This window comes from Albimonas pacifica (assembly GCF_900113695.1).
Lineage (GTDB): Bacteria > Pseudomonadota > Alphaproteobacteria > Rhodobacterales > Rhodobacteraceae > Albimonas > Albimonas pacifica.
This window is the reverse complement of the sequence record NZ_FOQH01000003.1, coordinates 470,149-487,362: the sequence shown is the minus strand read 5'-3', so window position 1 is coordinate 487,362 and position 17,214 is coordinate 470,149. Positions and strand designations below refer to the sequence as shown.

14 protein-coding genes are annotated in these 17,214 nt (G+C 72.3%); 6 read left to right on the top strand and 8 right to left on the bottom strand.

Annotated elements, in window-relative coordinates; genetic code table 11:
• The first annotated feature begins 73 nt into the window (after nucleotides 1–73).
• Together glnA and BM064_RS07855 are read left to right on the top strand one after the other, a co-directional pair.
• Nucleotides 74–1,483, top strand: coding sequence for a type I glutamate--ammonia ligase (glnA, locus tag BM064_RS07860; RefSeq protein WP_092859188.1), 1,410 nt, complete (start codon nucleotides 74–76; stop codon nucleotides 1,481–1,483).
• Nucleotides 1,484–1,630: 147 nt separating this feature from the next.
• Nucleotides 1,631–2,854, top strand: a complete 1,224-nt coding sequence (locus BM064_RS07855; RefSeq protein WP_092859187.1) for a S8/S53 family peptidase — start codon at nucleotides 1,631–1,633, stop codon at nucleotides 2,852–2,854.
• 82 nt (nucleotides 2,855–2,936) lie between these two features.
• On the opposite strand, the gene BM064_RS07850 is transcribed toward BM064_RS07855, so the two are convergent.
• Complete coding sequence (locus tag BM064_RS07850) at nucleotides 2,937–3,863, bottom strand: heme-dependent oxidative N-demethylase family protein (RefSeq protein WP_092859186.1); 927 nt, start codon at nucleotides 3,861–3,863, stop codon at nucleotides 2,937–2,939.
• On the bottom strand, nucleotides 3,860–5,086 hold the full coding sequence (locus BM064_RS07845; RefSeq protein ID WP_092859185.1) for a class I SAM-dependent methyltransferase: 1,227 nt from the start codon (nucleotides 5,084–5,086) through the stop codon (nucleotides 3,860–3,862). Before BM064_RS07845 ends, BM064_RS07850 begins: the two co-directional genes overlap by 4 nt.
• Before the next feature lie 151 nt (nucleotides 5,087–5,237).
• Here BM064_RS07845 and BM064_RS07840 point away from each other — a divergent pair, with 151 nt between their 5' ends.
• From BM064_RS07840 to BM064_RS07830, 3 genes are all read left to right on the top strand, one after another.
• On the top strand, nucleotides 5,238–6,128 hold the full coding sequence (locus BM064_RS07840; protein ID WP_177236179.1) for an alpha/beta fold hydrolase: 891 nt from the start codon (nucleotides 5,238–5,240) through the stop codon (nucleotides 6,126–6,128).
• A gap of 91 nt (nucleotides 6,129–6,219) precedes the next feature.
• The gene (locus tag BM064_RS07835) at nucleotides 6,220–7,374 is read left to right on the top strand and encodes an amidase (protein ID WP_218160981.1); all 1,155 of its coding nucleotides are present in this window, start codon (nucleotides 6,220–6,222) and stop codon (nucleotides 7,372–7,374) included.
• Nucleotides 7,371–7,772 carry an AtzH-like domain-containing protein gene (locus BM064_RS07830; RefSeq protein WP_092859182.1) on the top strand — a complete coding sequence of 134 codons (402 nt, stop codon included), beginning with the start codon at nucleotides 7,371–7,373 and terminating at the stop codon, nucleotides 7,770–7,772. Before BM064_RS07835 ends, BM064_RS07830 begins: the two co-directional genes overlap by 4 nt.
• A gap of 4 nt (nucleotides 7,773–7,776) precedes the next feature.
• Here BM064_RS07830 and BM064_RS07825 read toward each other — a convergent pair whose 3' ends face one another.
• From BM064_RS07825 to BM064_RS07800, 6 genes are all read right to left on the bottom strand, one after another.
• Nucleotides 7,777–8,406: a TetR/AcrR family transcriptional regulator gene (locus BM064_RS07825; protein ID WP_092859181.1), complete on the bottom strand. Its 630-nt coding sequence runs from the start codon at nucleotides 8,404–8,406 to the stop codon at nucleotides 7,777–7,779.
• Nucleotides 8,407–8,514: 108 nt separating this feature from the next.
• Complete coding sequence (locus BM064_RS07820) at nucleotides 8,515–8,730, bottom strand: acyl-CoA carboxylase biotin carboxyl carrier protein subunit (protein ID WP_092859180.1); 216 nt, start codon at nucleotides 8,728–8,730, stop codon at nucleotides 8,515–8,517.
• Nucleotides 8,731–8,742: 12 nt separating this feature from the next.
• A complete protein-coding gene (locus BM064_RS07815; protein ID WP_092859179.1) occupies nucleotides 8,743–10,290 on the bottom strand; it encodes an acyl-CoA carboxylase subunit beta in 1,548 nt (515 codons plus the stop codon).
• A gap of 79 nt (nucleotides 10,291–10,369) precedes the next feature.
• Nucleotides 10,370–11,980 (bottom strand): AMP-binding protein, encoded by a 1,611-nt coding sequence (locus BM064_RS07810; RefSeq protein ID WP_245779090.1) that lies wholly within the window; start codon nucleotides 11,978–11,980, stop codon nucleotides 10,370–10,372.
• A 10-nt stretch (nucleotides 11,981–11,990) separates the two neighbouring features.
• A complete protein-coding gene (locus BM064_RS07805) occupies nucleotides 11,991–13,541 on the bottom strand; it encodes an ABC transporter substrate-binding protein (RefSeq protein ID WP_092859178.1) in 1,551 nt (516 codons plus the stop codon).
• Between the two features lie 65 nt (nucleotides 13,542–13,606).
• A complete protein-coding gene (locus BM064_RS07800) occupies nucleotides 13,607–15,181 on the bottom strand; it encodes an acyl-CoA carboxylase subunit beta (RefSeq protein ID WP_092859177.1) in 1,575 nt (524 codons plus the stop codon).
• Between the two features lie 566 nt (nucleotides 15,182–15,747).
• On the opposite strand from BM064_RS07800, the gene BM064_RS07795 reads away from it, so the two are divergent.
• On the top strand, nucleotides 15,748–17,196 hold the full coding sequence (locus BM064_RS07795) for a YfcC family protein (protein ID WP_218160979.1): 1,449 nt from the start codon (nucleotides 15,748–15,750) through the stop codon (nucleotides 17,194–17,196).
• Nucleotides 17,197–17,214 lie beyond the last annotated feature (18 nt).

The following is a 17,214-nucleotide window of genomic DNA, read 5'->3' as shown; positions in this document are numbered from 1 at the left end:
AACGCCCCCGCCCGGCATACATGACGCCCGGGCCCGAGCGGGGCCCCATGCGACACCAAGGAGAGGATCCAGCATGACCGACGCCGCTTCCGTCGTGAAGAAGATGAAGGACGAGGAGGTCGAATACCTCGACCTGCGCTTCGTCGACCCCAAGGGCAAGCTCCAGCACGTCACCGTCATCGAGTCCGAGATCGACGAGGACTTCCTGGCGGAAGGCTTCATGTTCGACGGCTCGTCGGTCGCCGGCTGGAAGTCGATCGACAAGTCGGACATGAAGCTGCTGCCCGACTGCACCTCGGTCTACATGGATCCGTTCTTCGCCGAGAAGACGATGTGCATCCACTGCGATGTGCTCGAGCCGGACACCAACGAGTTCTATGAGCGCGACCCGCGCGCGACCGCCAAGAAGGCCGAGGCCTACCTCAAGTCGTCGGGCATCGGCGACGCCTCCTACTGGGGCCCCGAGGCCGAGTTCTTCCTCTTCGACAACGTCAAGTACGCGGTCGAGATGAACAAGGTGTCCTACGAGGTCGACGCCGTCGACGGCGCCTGGAACTCGGACGCCGACTTCGAGATGGGCAACATGGGCATGCGCCCGCTCATCAAGGGCGGCTACTTCCCCCTGCCCCCCGTCGACCACATGCAGGACATCCGCGCCGAGATGCTCTCGACGATGGCCCGCATCGGCATGAAGGTCGACAAGCACCACCACGAGGTCGCCTCGTGCCAGCATGAGCTGGGCCTGGTGTTCGGCTCGCTGACCGAGCAGGCCGACGCGATCCTGAAGTACAAGTACATCATCCAGCAGGTCGCCAACGCCTACGGCAAGTCTGCCACCTTCATGCCCAAGCCCATCGCGGGCGACAACGGCACCGGCATGCACGTCAACCAGTCGATCTGGAAGGACGGCAAGCCGCTGTTCGCGGGCGACAAGTACGCCGACCTCTCCGACGAGGCGCTGTGGTACATCGGCGGCGTGCTGAAGCACGCGAAGGCGCTCAACGCCTTCACCAACCCGTCGACCAACTCCTACAAGCGCCTGATCCCGGGCTTCGAGGCCCCCGTGCTGCTGGCCTACTCGGCCCGCAACCGCTCCGCCTCGATCCGCATTCCGTGGACCGAGTCGCCGAAAGCCAAGCGCGTCGAGACCCGCTTCCCCGATCCGTCCGCGAACCCCTACCTGGCGTTCTCGGCGCTGCTGATGGCCGGCCTCGACGGCATCAAGAACAAGATCGATCCGGGCGAGGCCGCCGACAAGGACCTCTACGACCTGCCCCCCGAGGAGCTGGCCGGCATCCCGACGGTCTGCGGGAGCCTGCGCGAGGCGCTGAACTCGCTCGAGGACGACTACGAGTTCCTGACCGCGGGCGACGTGTTCACCCGCGACCAGATCGAGGGCTATGCGGAGCTGAAGTGGGAGGAGGTCTACGCCTTCGAGCACTGCCCGCACCCCATCGAGTACAAGATGTACTACAACCTCTGATCGCTGAAGATCGGACCGAGGGAAAACCGGGGGCGGCGCCGAAAGGCGCCGCCCTTTTCCGTTCCGACGGCCTTCGTTCATCGACGGGCGCGGCGCGGGCAGGCAGGATGCCGTTGCGGAAGTCATCGCCGAGGGGGAGGGACCGCCATGGACTACATCAAGCGCCTGCCGGCGCCGGACCGGGGGAGCTACGCCTCGGCCCTGCAGCTGCTGGTCGACGCCGAGGCGGCGGACGGCTCCGGCCCGCCCGGCCAGGCGATCGTCGCGCATATCGACAGCGGGGTCGCGCCGCACGAGGGGATCGGCTGGGCGCCCGGCGCGCCGCCGCCCGCCTGGCTGCTGCTGGAGCGGGGGCGCAACTTCCTCGACGGGGCCTGCGACACGCCGGACGATCCGCCGCCGGGCACGGACGCGCGGCCGATCGCGGACATGACCCGCTCGGGCGGGGTCGGCGACGACCTGATCGAGTGGCCGGACCACGGGGTGAAGACGCTCTCCGCGCTCTGCGCCGACGTGCCGGGGCGGCTGCGGGGCGTGGTCCCGGGGGTGCGGGTGATCCCCTACCGGGTGGCGAACGGGCCGCTCTTCTACACCCCCACCGGCGCGGGCCCGCTGATGACCCGGCGCGCCACGCTGCGGGTGGCCTGGGCGATCGACCACATGCTGGCCCAGCCGCAGGTCCCGGGCGTGGCCACGATGTCGATGGGCAACCCCGGCTTCCTCGGCCCGGCCTACGAGCCGATCCGCCGGGCGCTGGGCGGCGAGATGGGCATGGACCCGGCCGTGGCCGAGGCGGTGAACCGCGCCTACGAGGCGGGCGTGATCCTGTGCTGCGCGGCGGGGCAGGTGATCGACTCGGTGATCTTCCCGGCCCGCTGGGACCGCACGCTGGGGATCTCGGGCTACGACGTGCAGGGCACCGGCGGGCAGTGCCGGCACTATCCGCCCGGGGGCTATCGCGACGACGACGCCCGCCGCTGGGTCGACATCCACTGCCAGGCGATGCGCATCAACCGCGCGGGCTACGACTTCTCCAGCCGCCCCCCGGTCCCGGAATGGGCCGAGGACGGCGAGGCGGGAGAGCCCTCCGGCACCTCCTACGCCACCCCCCAGGCCGCCGGCGCCGCCGCCCTGTGGCGCAACTTCCACCATCATCGGCTGGAGAGCCTGTGGGGCGCCGAGGGCCAGCGGTGGAAGATCGTCGAGGCCTTCCGCCACGCCCTGCGCGCCTCCGCCGCGACGATGCAGGCCGACATGCGCCCGCCGCCGGGCGCGGGCTGGAAGCCGATCCCCACGCTCGACATCCCCGCCCTGCTGGCGCTCGAGCCGCAGCCCGACTGGCCGCTCGAGAAGCGCAACCCGGCCCGTTAGGGCGCGCGCGGCCCCCGGGCCGCGCGGCCGGCGAGCGGGGGCCCGACGCCCCCCGAGCCGGCCCCCCGGCGCCCGGGCGGGGTCAGTCCGCCCGCGCCGCCTCCCGCGCCGCGCGGGCGCGCAGGGCCGGGCCCAGCTTGCGCGCGCCCTGCTCGGCCGGCAGCGCCGCGATCAGCGCGTCCAGCTCGCGCCATTGCGCGGCCGAGAGCCCGTCCGCCGGCGTCACGATCGTGCGCACCCCGAACAGGACCGCGCGGGTCCGCGGCAGGCGCGCCACCGTCTGGCGCTCGACCCGCAGCCAGGCCTCCTCGGTCAGGGCCAGGCGCTCGCGATACATGCGGGTCTTCTCGACCTCGGCCATCGGCGTCACGATCTCCGGTCCGCCCGCGAAGTGCCAGTTCGCCCGCCACAGCGGCCGCCCCGGCTGCACCCCGTCGAAGAACCGCTGCACCCGCCGCGCGAGGTCGCCGGGATACTCCGGCACCGGCAGGTGGATGCGCAGCAGCGGCCGGCCGATCTTCTCGCCCAGCGTCCAGTGCGCGGGAAAGCACAGGATGCCGGAGACCAGCACATGCTCCTCCGCCCCCTCCGGCCGCGCCATCAGCAGGAGGTCGTCCTGCACCAGCCGCCCCGCGGTCGCGATCGGCGGCAGGTCGTCCAGCCCCACCCGCACTCCGTCGGGGCGCACCAGCGCCCGCGGGCCGTCCTCGCGAAAGCCGTGGCGCGCGACCAGGTGGGGGATCATCAGCTCCAGCAGCTCGGCCTCCGCCGCCTCGCCCTGCGGCGTGCGGGCGAAGGCCCAGCCGGGGTGGTCGGCGACCAGGCGGTCGCGCTCGGCCATCTGGCCGGCGTAGTCCTCGGCGATCAGGAACCACTCGGCGGGGTCCAGCGGCTGGATGCCGGGCGCCACCGCCAGCCGCGGGCTCGCGAAGGGCGCGACGGGCGCGTAGGGCAGCGCCCAGGGCGGAAGGCTCCCCGCGGGCGCGGGCGCGGCATGGGCGGGCGTCATCGGCCGAGACCTTTCGAGCAGTGCAGCAGGTTCACCCCGACCAGCGCCCGGTACGCCGGCCCGAAGGTCGAGGCGAAGGCGAACCAGTCCATCCGCGCGGCCTTCGCGATCTCGCCGAAGCTGCGCTCGGCCGCCAGCGCCGGGATGAACGGCGCCGCGGCCTTCGGGATCGGAACCCGGTGGCGCAGGCCGGCCATGGTGATGGCGAAGCCGCCCTCGGCCTGCACCTTCGCGGCCAGCGCCCGCGGGTCCGGGCCGCCCCAGCGGGGGACCGCCTCGGCCGAGAGGCTCGCCATCGCCTGCCCCTCGCGCCCCGCCTTCACCGCATAGACCACGTGCATGCGCATGTTGCCCGACAACCGCTCGGCCAGCGCCCAGCGTTCGGCCGGGGTCATCCGCTTCAGCCGCTCGGCGAAGGCCGGCGTCGCGGGCAGGTGCGGGGCGGGGTCGTAGCGCAGCGGCTCGAGGAACGAGACGGCGGCCAGCCCCGCGGCCGAAAGCTCCGCCAGCAGTTCCGGAACGGCATAGGGGCGGTCGCGCGAGTGCAGCAGCAGGTCGTAGAGGCCGGCGTCCGAGGCCTCGTGGTCGCTCACGAACGGGTTGCGGCGGAAGCCGTTGGTCTCGGGGACCGAGGCCAGCGCCTCGCGCGCCATCGCCACCTGCACCTCCGGCGCATCCTTCCCCAGCAGCGACGCCAGCGCGTCCTGCATCGGGTAGACCCCGTCGCGGCCGTAGGGGGCGTAGACCATCAGCCCGATCCCGCCGCCCGGCGCCAGCGCCTCGCCCAACGCCCGGAACCCGGCCGAGGGATCGGGCAGGTGGTGCAGCACGCCGCAGCAGTCGATGTAGTCGAAGGCCCCCTGCTCGGCCGCGATCTGCGGCGCGTCGAGCAGCGAGCGGACCTCGTAAGTCGCGGTCAACCCCCGCGCCTCCATCCGCGCCTTCGCGATGTCGCGGGACGCCTCGGAGAGGTCGACGTAGTGGATCTCCGCCGGGCAGCCCGCGTCGGCCAGCTTCTGGGCCAGCATCACCAGGGCGTCGCCGGTGCCTCCGCCGGCGATCAGCGCCCGGAACGGGCGGCGCCAGTCGCGGCGGCCCCGGAACAGGAAATGGTCGATCTCGATCGGGTCCGAGGGCGAGCCCTCCACCAGCCGGCGCGCCTCGTCGGCGGGGTCGCGCGCGGGGTAGGGATAGCTCTCGTACTGGCGTTTCACCGGGTCCATGGGGCCTCCTCGTCCGGTCCCGTCTTCCGGCGCAGGCGCGGCCGGGTCAAGGGACGGAGGGCCGCGGTCCCCGCTGGCAATGCCCGCGCAAACCCGGTACCGTCGCGACTTAATCGCGCGATTAAACGTGCGGACCGATTGGGAGGATGCGATGCGACGCGAGACGGTTCACGTTCGGGGCCTGGAGTTCAGCTGCCTGGTCGACGGCCCCGAGGACGCCCCCCTGATGCTGATGCTGCACGGGTTTCCGGAATATTCTGGCGCCTGGGCGGACATGATCGGGCGCCTCTCGGACCGCTGGTTCTGCGTCGCCCCCGACCAGCGCGGCTACAACCTCACCGAGAAGCCGGCCGAGACCGAGGCCTACGCCACCGGCAAGATCGGCGCCGACGCGATCGCGATGATCGAGCACTGGCGCCCCGGCGGCAAGGCCCACGCCCTGATCGGCCACGACTGGGGCGCCGGCGCCGCCTACAACGCCGCCATGCGCGCGCCCGAGAAGATCGAGCGCCTGGTGATCGTCAACGGCGTCCACCCCCTGCCCTTCCAGCGCGAGCTGCTCAAGGACGGCCCCCAGCGCGAGGCCTCCCAGTACATCCGCTGGCTGCGCCGCCCCGACAGCCACGAGAAGCTGGCCGAGGACGATTGCCAGGGCGTGATCCGGATGCTCGAGCGCAAGATGGAGATGACCTGGATGACGCCCGAGAAGAAGGCCGCCTACAAAGAGGCCTGGAGCCGCCCGGGCGCGTTGAAGGCGATGGTCGACTGGTATCGCGCAACGCCGCTGGTGGTGCCCGAGATGGGCGAGGAGGCCGACGCCTCGATCCTCGAGAAACTCGATCCGGCGGCGATGCGCATCCGCATGCCGCACCTGCTGATCTGGGGCCTCGACGACGGCGCGCTGCTGCCGGAGTGCCGCGAGGGCCTGCCGGACCTTTGCGACGACCTGGAGATGGTCGAGATCGCGGGCGCCGACCACTGGATCATCCACCAGAAGCCCGAGGAGGTCGCCGGCCACATCCGCCGCTTCCTCGACCGCTAGGCCTCGCCCCGAGGTCGCAGGCGGCGCGCCGCCGTTGCCCTCTCCGCCGCCAGCGGGGAGGGTGGTCCTCGGCAACAGCAGGGGGATGCGCATGGGCGAGTGCTTCGTGGACCGCTTCGAGATCGCGGGCGCGGCCGAGGGGCCGCTCGCCGGCCTGAGCTTCGCCGCCAAGGATCTTTTCGACGTCGCCGGGCGCGTGACCGGCGCCGGCAACCCCGACTGGGCAGCGACCCATGCCCCGGCGCAGGCCCATGCCGAGGCCATCGTCCGGCTGCTCGCCAACGGGGCGACGCTGGTCGGCAAGACCGTCACCGACGAGATCTCGCTGGGCCTGCTGGGCGAGAACGCCTTCGACGGCACGCCCCTGAACCCGCGCGCGCCGGAGCGCGTGCCGGGGGGCTCGTCCTCCGGCTCCGCGTCGGCCGTCGCGCAGGGGCTCTGCGACGCGGCGCTGGGGACGGACACCGGGGGCAGCGTGCGCGTGCCCGCCTCGTTCTGCGGGCTTTTCGGGATGCGGCCGACCCATGGGCGGGTCCCCACTGCGGGGATGCTGCCGCAGGCGCCCAGCTCCGACACCGCCGGGTGGTTCGCCCGCGACGGAGGGACCTTCGCGAAGGTCGGAGAAGTCCTGATCGGCGAGGCGCCGGGCGCCCTGCCCTCCCGCCTGACCGTCGGCACGGATTGCTTCGGCTTCGCCGGGCCGGGGGTGGCCGAGGCGCTGGCCCCCGCCCTCGCCCGGCTGGAGGCGCTGGTCGGCGAGGGCCGCGAGGACCTCCTCGCCCCGCCCGGCCTCGCCGCCTGGGCGCAGGCGCAGCGCGCCCTGCAGCTGGCCGAGGCCTGGGCCACGTTCGGCCCCTGGGTGGAGGCGGAGGTTCCGCGGTTCTCCTACCTGGTCGCCCGCACCCTGATGGCCGGCTCGGCCACGACCGAGGCGCAGCAAGGCCCCGCCCGGCTGGTGCGCGACGACGCGCGGGGGCGGCTCGCGCATCTCACGAAGGGCGGAGGCGTCGTCGCCCTGCCCGCCACGCCCGATCCGGCGCCGTTGAAAAACCTGCCGCTGGCGCAGATGGATCGGGCGCGGGAGCGGATCAACGCCAATTGCGCCGTGGGCGGGCTGACCGGGCATCCGGTGCTGGTCCTGCCCGCGGGCGACGTCGAGGGCGCGCCGGTGGGGCTCGCCGTGATCGGGGCGCGGGGGGCGGACGCCTCCCTTCTCGCGCTCGCGCAAGCCTGGGAGCACGCATGACCGACCGCACGCCCAACATCCCCGAGGTGGTGGAGGAAGTCCGCGCCCTCTTCGAGCGCTACGAGACGGCGCTGGAGACCAAGGACGTGGAGGTGCTGGACGCCACCTTCTGGCGCTCGCCCCACACCATCCGCTACGCGCTGCACGAGAACGGCTACGGCTTCGACGAGATCCACGCCCACCGCGTCCGCCGTCCCCCGGGGCCGGGCATCAAGGAGAAGCGGATCCGGCTGGAGATCCTGACGCTGGGCCGCGACTTCGCCACCACGAACCTGGAGTTCAAGGTGCGCGGCAAGGACCTGATCGGCCGGCAAAGCCAGACCCTGGTCAAGTTCGACGACGTCGGCTGGAAGGTCGTCGCCGCCCATGTCTCGACGGTCAGCGAGGCGCTCTGGTAGCGCGTCAGCCTGCGCGCGACAGGGAGCGGCGGGTGAACTCGGCGTAGTGGTCGGCGAGCCAGGCGGCCCCGGTCTCCCCCCACAGCGCCGTCAGGCGGGGCAGCATCAGGGGCGCCGAGACGATCCAGCTGACCGCGGCGGAGGGATCCTCGACCTCGATCGAGCCGTCCTCGACCCCGGCCTTCACCAGGCGGATCAGGCGGCGGCCGAACCTGCGCTGCCGCGCGCGGACCTCGTCGAGGTCCGAGGGGTGCAGCGAGGTCAGGTCGGTCAGCACCGCGCAGGCGCCGAGGTCGGAGGTGATGCCCTCGACATAGAGCCGGGTGAAGGCCACGACCCGGTCGAGGGCGGCGCCGGGGCGGGTCTCGGCCTCGGCCAGGGCGGTCTCGGCCAGCTCGAAGCCGATCTCCACGCAGCTCAGCAGCACGTGGTTCTTGTCGCGGAAGTAGTAGTAGAAGACCGTCTTGGTGATCCCGAGGCGCGAGGCGACCTCGTCGAGCGAGACGTTGTGGTAGCCGCGGTCGTTGAAGGCCTGGGCGGCCTCGCGCAGGATCATCCGGCGCTTTTCGGCGTGCTGCTCGGGGGCGGCGAACCTGCCGTTCCAGCGGGCGCGCGGCTTGGCCTTCGAGTTCATACGGGTCGCCCTCGGCGGGCCGCGTCGCCCCGGGGGCGGTCGGCGGTCGGTGGTCTCGACGGGTAGCGGGCGGGGCGCGGGGTGTCCAGCGCGCCCCTGCCGCGCGGGTCAGGCGGGGTCCATCAGGGCGACCACCTGGTCCTCCTCGACCAGGTCGTCGACCCCGACCTTGATCTCGCGGAGGGTTCCGGCGCGAGGGGCGGTGACGGCGATCTCCATCTTCATCGACTCCAGCACCACGATCGGGTCGTCCTCGGCCAGCTGCTGGCCGGGGCTCGCCACCACCTCCAGCACGCGGCCGGTGATCTCGCTTTTCGCTTCCATGTCAGGTCCTTTTCAGAGGCTGGTGGGCCAGGTGGAGAGACGGTGGGCGCCGACCTCGCCCGTCGGGCGGCGGCGCATGACCTCGAGCATCCGCGACAGCCACGCCCGGGTCTCTCCCGGCCGGATCACGGCGTGGGCGGCGAACATGCCCGCCAGCTCCCACGGCGAGTTGGAGACGACCATGTCCTGCATCAGCGTCTCGTAGTCCTCGCCGTCCCCCCGCCTGCGGTTGTGGACGACCGAGACGGCGACGGCGGGGTCCACGAAGCCGACCTCGCCGGTGGTCATCACCGCCAGCGCATCGGCGATGCCGCCGCCGAGGTTGAGGTAGGCCTGCCCGTAGCTCTTGCGCACCACGACGGCCAGTTTCGGCACGGTGGCGAGCGTCAGGGCGCGGATGTTGTTCATGATCTCGCCCGCCACCCCCTCCCGCTCGGCCTGCAGGCCGACGAGGAAGCCGGGGGTGTCGGCCAGCAGGATGATGGGCACGTTGAAGCTGTCGCACAGCACCGTGAACTCGGTCATCTTGCGGCAGGACGGCCCGTCGATGGCCCCGCCCTTGCGCATCGGGTTGGAGGCGACGAGACCCACCGTGCGCCCGTCGATGCGCGCCAGCGCCGTCTCCAGCGTCCGCCCGAAGCGGGGCCGGAAGGGCATCACCGAGCCCTCGTCCGCCAGCAGCCCCACCAGCTTGCGGCCGTCGTAGATCCTGTGGCGCTCGGGCGGGATCAGCGCCTCGACCTCCTCGGGGTCGCCGCCGGGGGCGGGGGTCCCCATGGGCGGCGCCTCGGAGGCGTTGGAGGGGAGGTAGGCGAGGAACCGGCGCAGGGCGTCGATGGCCTCCTCGTCGGTGTCGGTCACCAGGTCCACCTGGCCGGTGGTCTCGGCGTGGAGGTCGGAGCCGCCCAGCTCCTCGGGCGTCACCTCCTGGCTCATGGCGACCGAGGTCACCTTGGGGCTGGAGACGGAGAAGGTCGCGTCCTTCCGCATCACCGCGAAGTCGGACATCACCGCATACCACGTCCCCATCCCGTAGCAGGGGCCGAGCACGGCGGAGACCCAAGGCGTGTCCCGGTCGCGGGACATCGAGGACAGCAGGCCGATGCGGCCCATTCCGGTGGCGCCCTGGATGTCGGGCATCCGGGCGCCGGCGCTTTCGATCAGGAAGGCGCAGGGGATGCCGGCGGCCGAGGCGCGTTTCTTCAGGAAATCCAGCTTGCGGATGTTGGTGGCGGACGACGAGGCGCCCAGCACCGTGAGGTCGAAGGAGGCGACGGCGACGTCGCGGCCCTCGACCTTGCCGAAGCCGGTGACGATGCCCTCGGCGGGGGTGCGGCCGCGGTCCTCCTCGCGGGCGGACCAGGCGAACTCGCCGATCTCGATCCAGCTGCCGGGATCGCAGAGGCGGTCGATCCGCTCGCGGGCGTTGAGGATGCCGGCCTCGCGCCGGGCGGCGAGCTTGGCCGGCCCGCCCATGGCGTGGACCTGGGCGCGGCGGGTCTCGAACTCCTCCGCGGTCACGGTCGGAGAGGGCGGGCGGGGTCGGGCGTCTGCGGTCATGGGTCCTCCGGTCGCCCGCGCGGCGCGGGCGGTGGCGGCGAGAGGGCGGAGGCGCCGGCCCGAAAGGGCCGGCAGGGGTTCAGGAACTGGCGATCACCAGCCGGTCGCGCTTGATGACGATGCCGGCCTTCTCGCGGTCCCAGGTGTCGGGGGTGATCCCCTCGGCGCGGAGCAGGTGCTTCTGCACCTTCTCGGTGGGGGTCCGGGGCAGGTCGTCGACGATGCGGAAGAAGCGCGGCACCATGAAATGCGCGAGCCGCGGTCGCAGGAATTCGACCAGCTCGGGCAGGTCGATGGTCTGGCCCGGGGCCGTGCTCATGATCGCCATCACCTCGTCTTCCGAGAGGTCCGAGGGCACGGCGACCACGGCGCAGTCGCGCACGGCGGGGTGGGCGGCGACCTCCTTCTCCACCTCGAAGGAGGAGATGTTTTCCCCGCGCCGCCGGATCGCGTCCTTCATCCGGTCGACGAAGTAGAAGTTGCCCTCGGCGTCCATCCGGAACCCGTCGCCGGTGTGGAACCAGCCGTTGCGCCAGGCCTTGGCGGTCGCCTCGGGGTTCTTGTGATAGCCGCCGTTCAGCGCATAGGGCATGTCGGCGCGCACGATCAGCTCTCCGGTCTCTCCGGGGGGCAGCTCGCAATCGTTCTCGTCCACCACCCGGCATTCCACGCCCGGCCGCGGCCGACCGGCGGTGCCGCGGGCCGTGGGCGCGGGGCCCACGAACAGCGGCGAGGACGTCTCGGTCATGTTGAAGGACGTGTAGACGTCGACGCCGAAGCGCTCGGAGAACTCGGCGTGCTGGTCCGACAGGGGGATCATCGAGACGCGCAGCAGCGGGTGGTCGCGGTCCTTGGGGCTGGGCGGCTCCTTGAGCAGGAAGGGGGTCATGGCGCCCAGCAGGATGGTGTGCTGGACGTCGAATTTCCGGACGATCTCCCAGAACTCCGAGGTGCGGAAGCTCTCGACCAGGGCGAAGGAGCCGCCGCGCATCAGGGTGGCCCAGATCGGGCCGGCGCCGCCGACATGGAACATCGGCAGGTTCACCAGGCCCCGATGCTCCATCCGCGTGGTGTCGTTGGGGATGAAGGTCGCCCACATCTGCAACTGCGAGATCAGCACCCCCTTCGAGGGCCCCGTGGTGCCGGAGGTGTAGATGATCGAGAACGTGTCCCAGGGCTGGATCGGCCGCTCCGGCTCGGGCAGCGCGTCGGGGTCGCCCTCGAGCACCCCGGCAGGCAGCAGCTCCAGGCCGGGAACCGGGGCCGCCTCGCCGCCCAGCACCACGACGTCGTGGAGCTCTGCGGTGTTCGCGCCCGCGAGGCGCTCCACCAGGGGAGCTGCGGCGATCATCAGGCGGGCGCCGGCGTTGTCGATCACGTGCTCCATCAGCCCGCCGCGATAGCCGGTGTTGATGGGCACGTAGACCGCGCCGAGGTAGTTCAGCGCCAGCATCACCCGCAGGCAGTCCTTGCCGTTGGGCAGCCACACCAGCACGAAGTCGCCCTGCCCCACGCCCAGCCGGCGCAGGCCGTCGGCGCAGCCGCGCACGGTCCGGCGCAGGTGGGCGAAGCTCCACTCCTCCCCGTCGTCGAAGATCACGAAGGTCTTGTCGGGCTGCGCCTCGGCATGACGGTCGAGGACGTGGCGGATCACGCACTCCTCGGGCGGGGGCATTCGGGGGTCCAGCATCGCGTCCTCCTCAGCTCGCCGCCGGCCCGACATGCTCGTAGCGCGGGCGCCCGAGCAGGTTGGGCCGGTAGCCGGTGAAGCGGTCCGAGACGCCGACGATGAAGACCTCGAACAGCAGCGGCACGAAGACGGCCTGCTCCAGCGCGATGCGCTGCACCTGGCTCAGCGCCTCCTTGCGGGCGGCCTGCGTGGTGCCCACGCGGGACTCGGCGATGGCGTCGTCCATGCCGGGGATCGCCTGGCGCCCGCCGTTGTAGGAGCTGTCCTTGCCGAAGATGATGTTGGGCACCATCGAGGGATCCGGCCGCGCCGTGATCGCGGCGAAGAAGCTGTTCACCGACTTCTCGAAGAAGAACTTCTGCGAGCCCTCGGCGACCGTCGTGGTGGTCACGTTCGCCTTGATCCCGACCTTGTCCCACATGCTCATCAGCACCTCGCGGCGCTGGATCGCGGCCTGGTCCTGGTAGGCGACGGCGGTGAATTCCACCTGCTCGACGCCGGTCTCCTTGATCAGCGCCCGCGCGCGGTCGGGATCGTAGGCGAGGATGTCCTCCAGCCCGTCGTCATGGGCCCAGTAGGCCTTGGGGTAGAGGGTGGTCGCGGGCTCGCCCAGCCCCCCCATCGCGGCCTTCACGAAGGCCTCGCGGTCGATGGCGAGGTTCATCGCCCGCCGCACCCGGATGTCGTCGAAGGGGGGCTTCGAGAAATCCATGTAGATCATGTGCAGGTAGAGCGAGGGCTCGGCATGCACCGTCACGTCGGGGGCCCGGTCGAGCAGCACCTTCTGCACCGCCGGCACCGTCACCACAACGTCGTTCTGCCCCGCGATGACCGAGCGGACGCCGGTGGTCACCTCGGGGATGATCGCCATGTTCAGGCGGTCGACCCTGGGCAGGCCCTCCTCCCAGAAGTCGTCGAACCGCGCGTAGGCGACGATCTGCATGTCCTGCCATTCGACGTATCGGAACGCCCCGGCCCCCACCGGATTGCGGTCGACCGAGCCGCCGTTGGCCTCGACCGCGGTCGGCGAGACCACCATCCCCGCCCGGTCCGTCAGGATCAGCGGCAGCGAGCGGTCGGGCGCCGTGAGCTTCAGCGTCACCGTGGTCGGCCCCGTAGCCTCGACCTCCTCGACCGAGCTCAGGTCCACCTTGATGTTCGAAGTCTCGGCCGAGCGCGCCCGGTCCAGATGCGCCTTCACCGCCGCCGCATCCAGGGCCGTGCCGTCGTGGAAGGTCAGCCCCTCGCGCAGCTCCAGCACCAGGGTGGTGTCGTCCGGGTAGGACCATTCCTTCGCCAGGCCGGGGATCGGCTCCATCGTCTCCGGCTTCCAGCGGATCAGCGTGTCGTAGAGGGGGTAGAGGAACTGGTGGTCCCCGCCGCTGCGCCCGGTCACCGGGTCCAGCGTGGACGGGTTGGTGTTCGCGGCCACCCTCAGCAGGGTCCCGCCCTGCGCCCGCGCGCCGCGCAGCCCGGGGGCGGCGGCCAGCGCGCCGGCGGCGAGGCCGCCCGCCAGCAGGTGGCGACGATGGATCTCGAGCGATTTGCCGTCGAGTTTCATTGTGGGTCTCCTCCCCGGGGCCGGCTTCCTGTCCGGTTCCCCATGTCAGCGTCCGGTCTCCCGCTTCAGATCGGCGAGATGTCCCGGTGTTTGGGCGGCCGGGCGCGGCCGCGGCGGCGGGGGGCGAGGCGGCTCAGCGCCTCGACCAGCACGGGGCGCGTGTCGCGCGGGTCGATCAGGTCGTCGACGCCGAAGCCCTCGGCGGCCTCCAGCGGGCCGACGCGGGCGCGGAAACCGGCGATCAGCTCCGCGCGGCGGGCGGCCGGGTCGGGGGCGGCGGCGATCTCGCGGCCGAAGGCCACGTCCGTGGCGCCCTCGATCGACATCGCGCAGATCTCGGCGCTGGGCCACGCCACGGTCAGGTCGGCCCCGAAGCTGCGCCCCCCGTTCATGGCGATGAAACCGAGCCCGTAGCCCTTCCTCAGCACCACCGAGAGCCGCGGCACCGTGGCCTTGCCCAGCTCATGGATGATGCGGGCCGAGCGGCGCACGAGCCCCGATTTCTCCGCCGGGGAGCCCACCAGGAAGCCGGGGATGTCCACGAAGAACACCAGCGGCAGCCCGAAGGCGTCGCAGAGCGCGATGAAATGCGCCGCCTTCTCGCAGGCGGGGCTGTCGAGCGTGCCGGCGAGGTGCAGCGGCTGGTTGGCGATGATGCCGACCGGCCGCCCACCCAGACGGGCCAGCGAGGTCACCACGTTGCGCGCATAGCCCGGCTTCAGCTCGAACAGGCTCTCCCGGTCCGCCACCGCCGCCAGCACCTTGCGCACGTCGTAGGCGCGGCGCGTGTTGGCGGGGACGAGGTCCAGCAGCGCCTCCTCGCGACGGTCGGCGGGGTCGTCGCAGGGCTGGATCGGCAGCGGCTCGGCGGCGTTGGAGGGGAAGTAGGAGAGGAACCTCCGGATCGCCTCCAGAGCCTCGGCGTCCGTGTCCACCGCAAGGTCGGCGATGCCGTGGCGGTCGGCCTGGGCGGCGGCGCCGCCCAGCGCCTCCTTGTCGATGTCCTCGCCGGTGGCGGCCTTCACCAGCGCGGGCCCGGCGATGCCCATGGTGGCGCCGCGGACCATCACCACGAAGTCGGCCAGCGCCGACATGTTCGACGGGCCGGCGAAGCCGGAGCCCATCATCGCCGCGCAGATCGGCGCCCAGCCCGACAGATCCACCAGCTGCTGGAAGTTGGTCGAGACCGCCGCGAAGTGGCGGCTGTCCAGCCCCTCCTGGATCCGGTGCCCGCCGCCGTCGAGCAGCGAGACATACGGGATCCCGTGATCCAGCGAGGCTTGCGTCTGCCGCAGGGTCTTCCTGGCCCCCGCCTCGCCGCTGCTGCCGCCCATCACCGAGAAGTCGTTGGCCACGATCGAGACCGGCCGCCCCCCGATCCGGGCCGAGCCCGTGACCACCCCGTCGCCCGGCGCATCGGGCTGGTCGCGCGGGCGCACCAGGGCGCCGGCCTCGACGAAGCTGCCGGGGTCGGCCAGCGCCGCGATCCGCTCGCGCGCCGTCAGCTTGCCGCGGGCGCGCTGGCGGGCCAGCGCCTCGGCCCGGGCCGCGTCGCCGACCGCCCGCTTCGCGGCCCGCACGAGGTCGAGCCGGGCGCGCAGGTCGTCGGGCGCCGGGCGCGCATCGGCGCGCAGGCTCATGCCGGCCGGGCCCGGAGGGCGGGCGGGCGCGCGCGGTCGGGCGCGCGCCGGGGGCGCAGGCGCTGGGTCATTGCGGATCCTCCCGTCGGCGCCTTCGGAGGCGCCTTGTGGTCCTCAGCCGGCGATTATACGCCAGCGTAAGTTTATCGACGCCAATGTAACCACCCTCCCCCGGCTGTCAATCGAGTCGGCGGCACGCCCCCGGCGCCGCCGGAGCCGCGTCCGCGGCGCGGCCCTCCCGCCCCCTCGGGCGCCCTGCGGGGACGGTTTTCGCCAGACGGCAGCCGGCGCCTGCCGGGGGACGCCGGGCTTGCCGCCCGTCGGTCGAGGAGGCAGGGAGGACCCGGGTCCGAAGCGCGGCCGCCCTGCGCGCCGGACCCCGGGCCTCGCCGGCCCGCGCCGCCCCGGACGCCGCCAGCGCGGGCGCCGGGGCCGCGATCCCGCCGTCCGGGCGCCCGCCCGGCAGGACCTCGCGCCGTCCGCCCGCCTCCGCCGGGCCTCGCGACGCCCCCCGGAGACCGCCGCGCCCCCGGCGCCCCGGCCTCCCAGAGACGGAAGGAGACGAGATGACCGACGACGCCCGCGACCGCGAGGTCGAGGAGGGAGCCGCCGCGCGCCCCAGCCGGTTCCCCGACCCGATGGTGATGATCTTCTACATCCTGCTGCTGGCGAGCTTCCTGACCCTGGTGGTCCCCCCCGGCGCCTACCGGCGCGAGGAGGTGGACGGCCGCGCCCGGGTCCTGCCCGACAGCTTCGCCTACACGCCCGACCCGGGGGGATTCTCGCTCGGTGGGGCCGTCGACTTCCTGTTCTCGATCTTCGTCGCGATCCCCCGCGGGCTGATCGACGCCGCCCCCTACCTCTTCATCGTCTTCATCGCCGGGGGCCTGTTCAACGTGATGACCCGCAGCCGGGCGATGGAGCACGGCATCGGCACGCTGGTGAAGCGCGTGGGGCTCGAGCGGCGGGGGCTGATCCTGTGGCTGGGGACCTTCGTCTACGGCCTGTTCGGCGTCGCCGTGGGGTTCGAGAACAACATCGCCCTGGTGCCGGTCGCGATGATCGTCTCGGCCACGCTGGGCTATTCCAACGTGGTGGGCGTGTGCATGGCGGTCGGGGGGATCGGCGTCGGCTTCGCGCTGTCGCCGATCAACCCCTACACGGTGGGCGTCAGCCAGACCATCGCGGGCCTGCCGCTGTTCTCGGGCGCGCTTCTCAGGACGGCGCTGTGCGTCGCGGCGCTGTCGCTGCTGGCGCTCTACATCAATCTTTACGTGGCGAAGACCGCCGACGCGCAGCCCGGCCGGCGCGACGCCGGCGAGGGGCTGACCCGGGACCTCGCCGACTACCGCATGCGCCGGTCTGACAAGATCGTCATCGGCGCCTTCGCGCTGGGCATCGTGGTGATCGCGGTCTGCTCCTACCTCGCGGGGACCGGCGCGCTGGGGCGGCCCTGGTACATCAACGAGATCGCGGCGGTGTTCCTGGTGATCTCGGTCGTCGCGGCGGCGGCGAGCGGGATGGGCGCCAACGCATACGCGGCCGCGATGATCGAGGGCGCCTCGAAGGTGACGGCGGGGGCGCTGGTGATCGGCCTCGCCGCCTCGATCCGCATCGTGCTCGAGGACGGGGGGATCATCGACACGATCATCCACGCCCTGAACGCCGCCGCCCAGGGCGTGCCGCTGGCGGCGCTGGCGCCTGTGATGAGCCTGATCCAGGGGGCGATCAACTTCTTCGTCCCCTCCGGCTCCGGGCAGGCGCTGGTGACGATGCCGATCCTGATCCCGCTGGCCGACCTGACGGGCCTGTCGCGCCAGCTGATGATCCTGGCCTTCCAGGTGGGCGACGGGCTGACCAACCTGATCGTGCCGACCTCGGGCGGGACGCTGGCGATGCTGGCGCTGGGCGGGGTGAGCTATCCGCAGTGGATCAAGGTGATCCTGCCCTTCATGATCGCCGTCTACCTGCTGTGCTTCGCCTTCCTCGTGGCGGGCTTCTACATCGGCTACTGAGCCGCGGCCCGGGCCGGC

What these genes read in the sequence shown, in the direction of transcription:
- BM064_RS07835 (WP_218160981.1), top strand. Translation starts at nt 6,220, where the DNA reads ATGGGCGAGTGCTTCGTGGACCGCTTCGAGATCGCGGGCGCGGCCGAG.
- BM064_RS07795 (WP_218160979.1), top strand. Translation starts at nt 15,748, where the DNA reads ATGACCGACGACGCCCGCGACCGCGAGGTCGAGGAGGGAGCCGCCGCG.
- BM064_RS07815 (WP_092859179.1), bottom strand. Translation starts at nt 10,290, where the DNA reads ATGACCGCAGACGCCCGACCCCGCCCGCCCTCTCCGACCGTGACCGCG.
- BM064_RS07800 (WP_092859177.1), bottom strand. Translation starts at nt 15,181, where the DNA reads ATGAGCCTGCGCGCCGATGCGCGCCCGGCGCCCGACGACCTGCGCGCC.
- glnA (WP_092859188.1), top strand. Translation starts at nt 74, where the DNA reads ATGACCGACGCCGCTTCCGTCGTGAAGAAGATGAAGGACGAGGAGGTC.
- BM064_RS07855 (WP_092859187.1), top strand. Translation starts at nt 1,631, where the DNA reads ATGGACTACATCAAGCGCCTGCCGGCGCCGGACCGGGGGAGCTACGCC.
- BM064_RS07840 (WP_177236179.1), top strand. Translation starts at nt 5,238, where the DNA reads ATGCGACGCGAGACGGTTCACGTTCGGGGCCTGGAGTTCAGCTGCCTG.
- BM064_RS07810 (WP_245779090.1), bottom strand. Translation starts at nt 11,980, where the DNA reads ATGCTGGACCCCCGAATGCCCCCGCCCGAGGAGTGCGTGATCCGCCAC.
- BM064_RS07820 (WP_092859180.1), bottom strand. Translation starts at nt 8,730, where the DNA reads ATGGAAGCGAAAAGCGAGATCACCGGCCGCGTGCTGGAGGTGGTGGCG.
- BM064_RS07830 (WP_092859182.1), top strand. Translation starts at nt 7,371, where the DNA reads ATGACCGACCGCACGCCCAACATCCCCGAGGTGGTGGAGGAAGTCCGC.
- BM064_RS07825 (WP_092859181.1), bottom strand. Translation starts at nt 8,406, where the DNA reads ATGAACTCGAAGGCCAAGCCGCGCGCCCGCTGGAACGGCAGGTTCGCC.
- BM064_RS07805 (WP_092859178.1), bottom strand. Translation starts at nt 13,541, where the DNA reads ATGAAACTCGACGGCAAATCGCTCGAGATCCATCGTCGCCACCTGCTG.
- BM064_RS07845 (WP_092859185.1), bottom strand. Translation starts at nt 5,086, where the DNA reads ATGGACCCGGTGAAACGCCAGTACGAGAGCTATCCCTACCCCGCGCGC.
- BM064_RS07850 (WP_092859186.1), bottom strand. Translation starts at nt 3,863, where the DNA reads ATGACGCCCGCCCATGCCGCGCCCGCGCCCGCGGGGAGCCTTCCGCCC.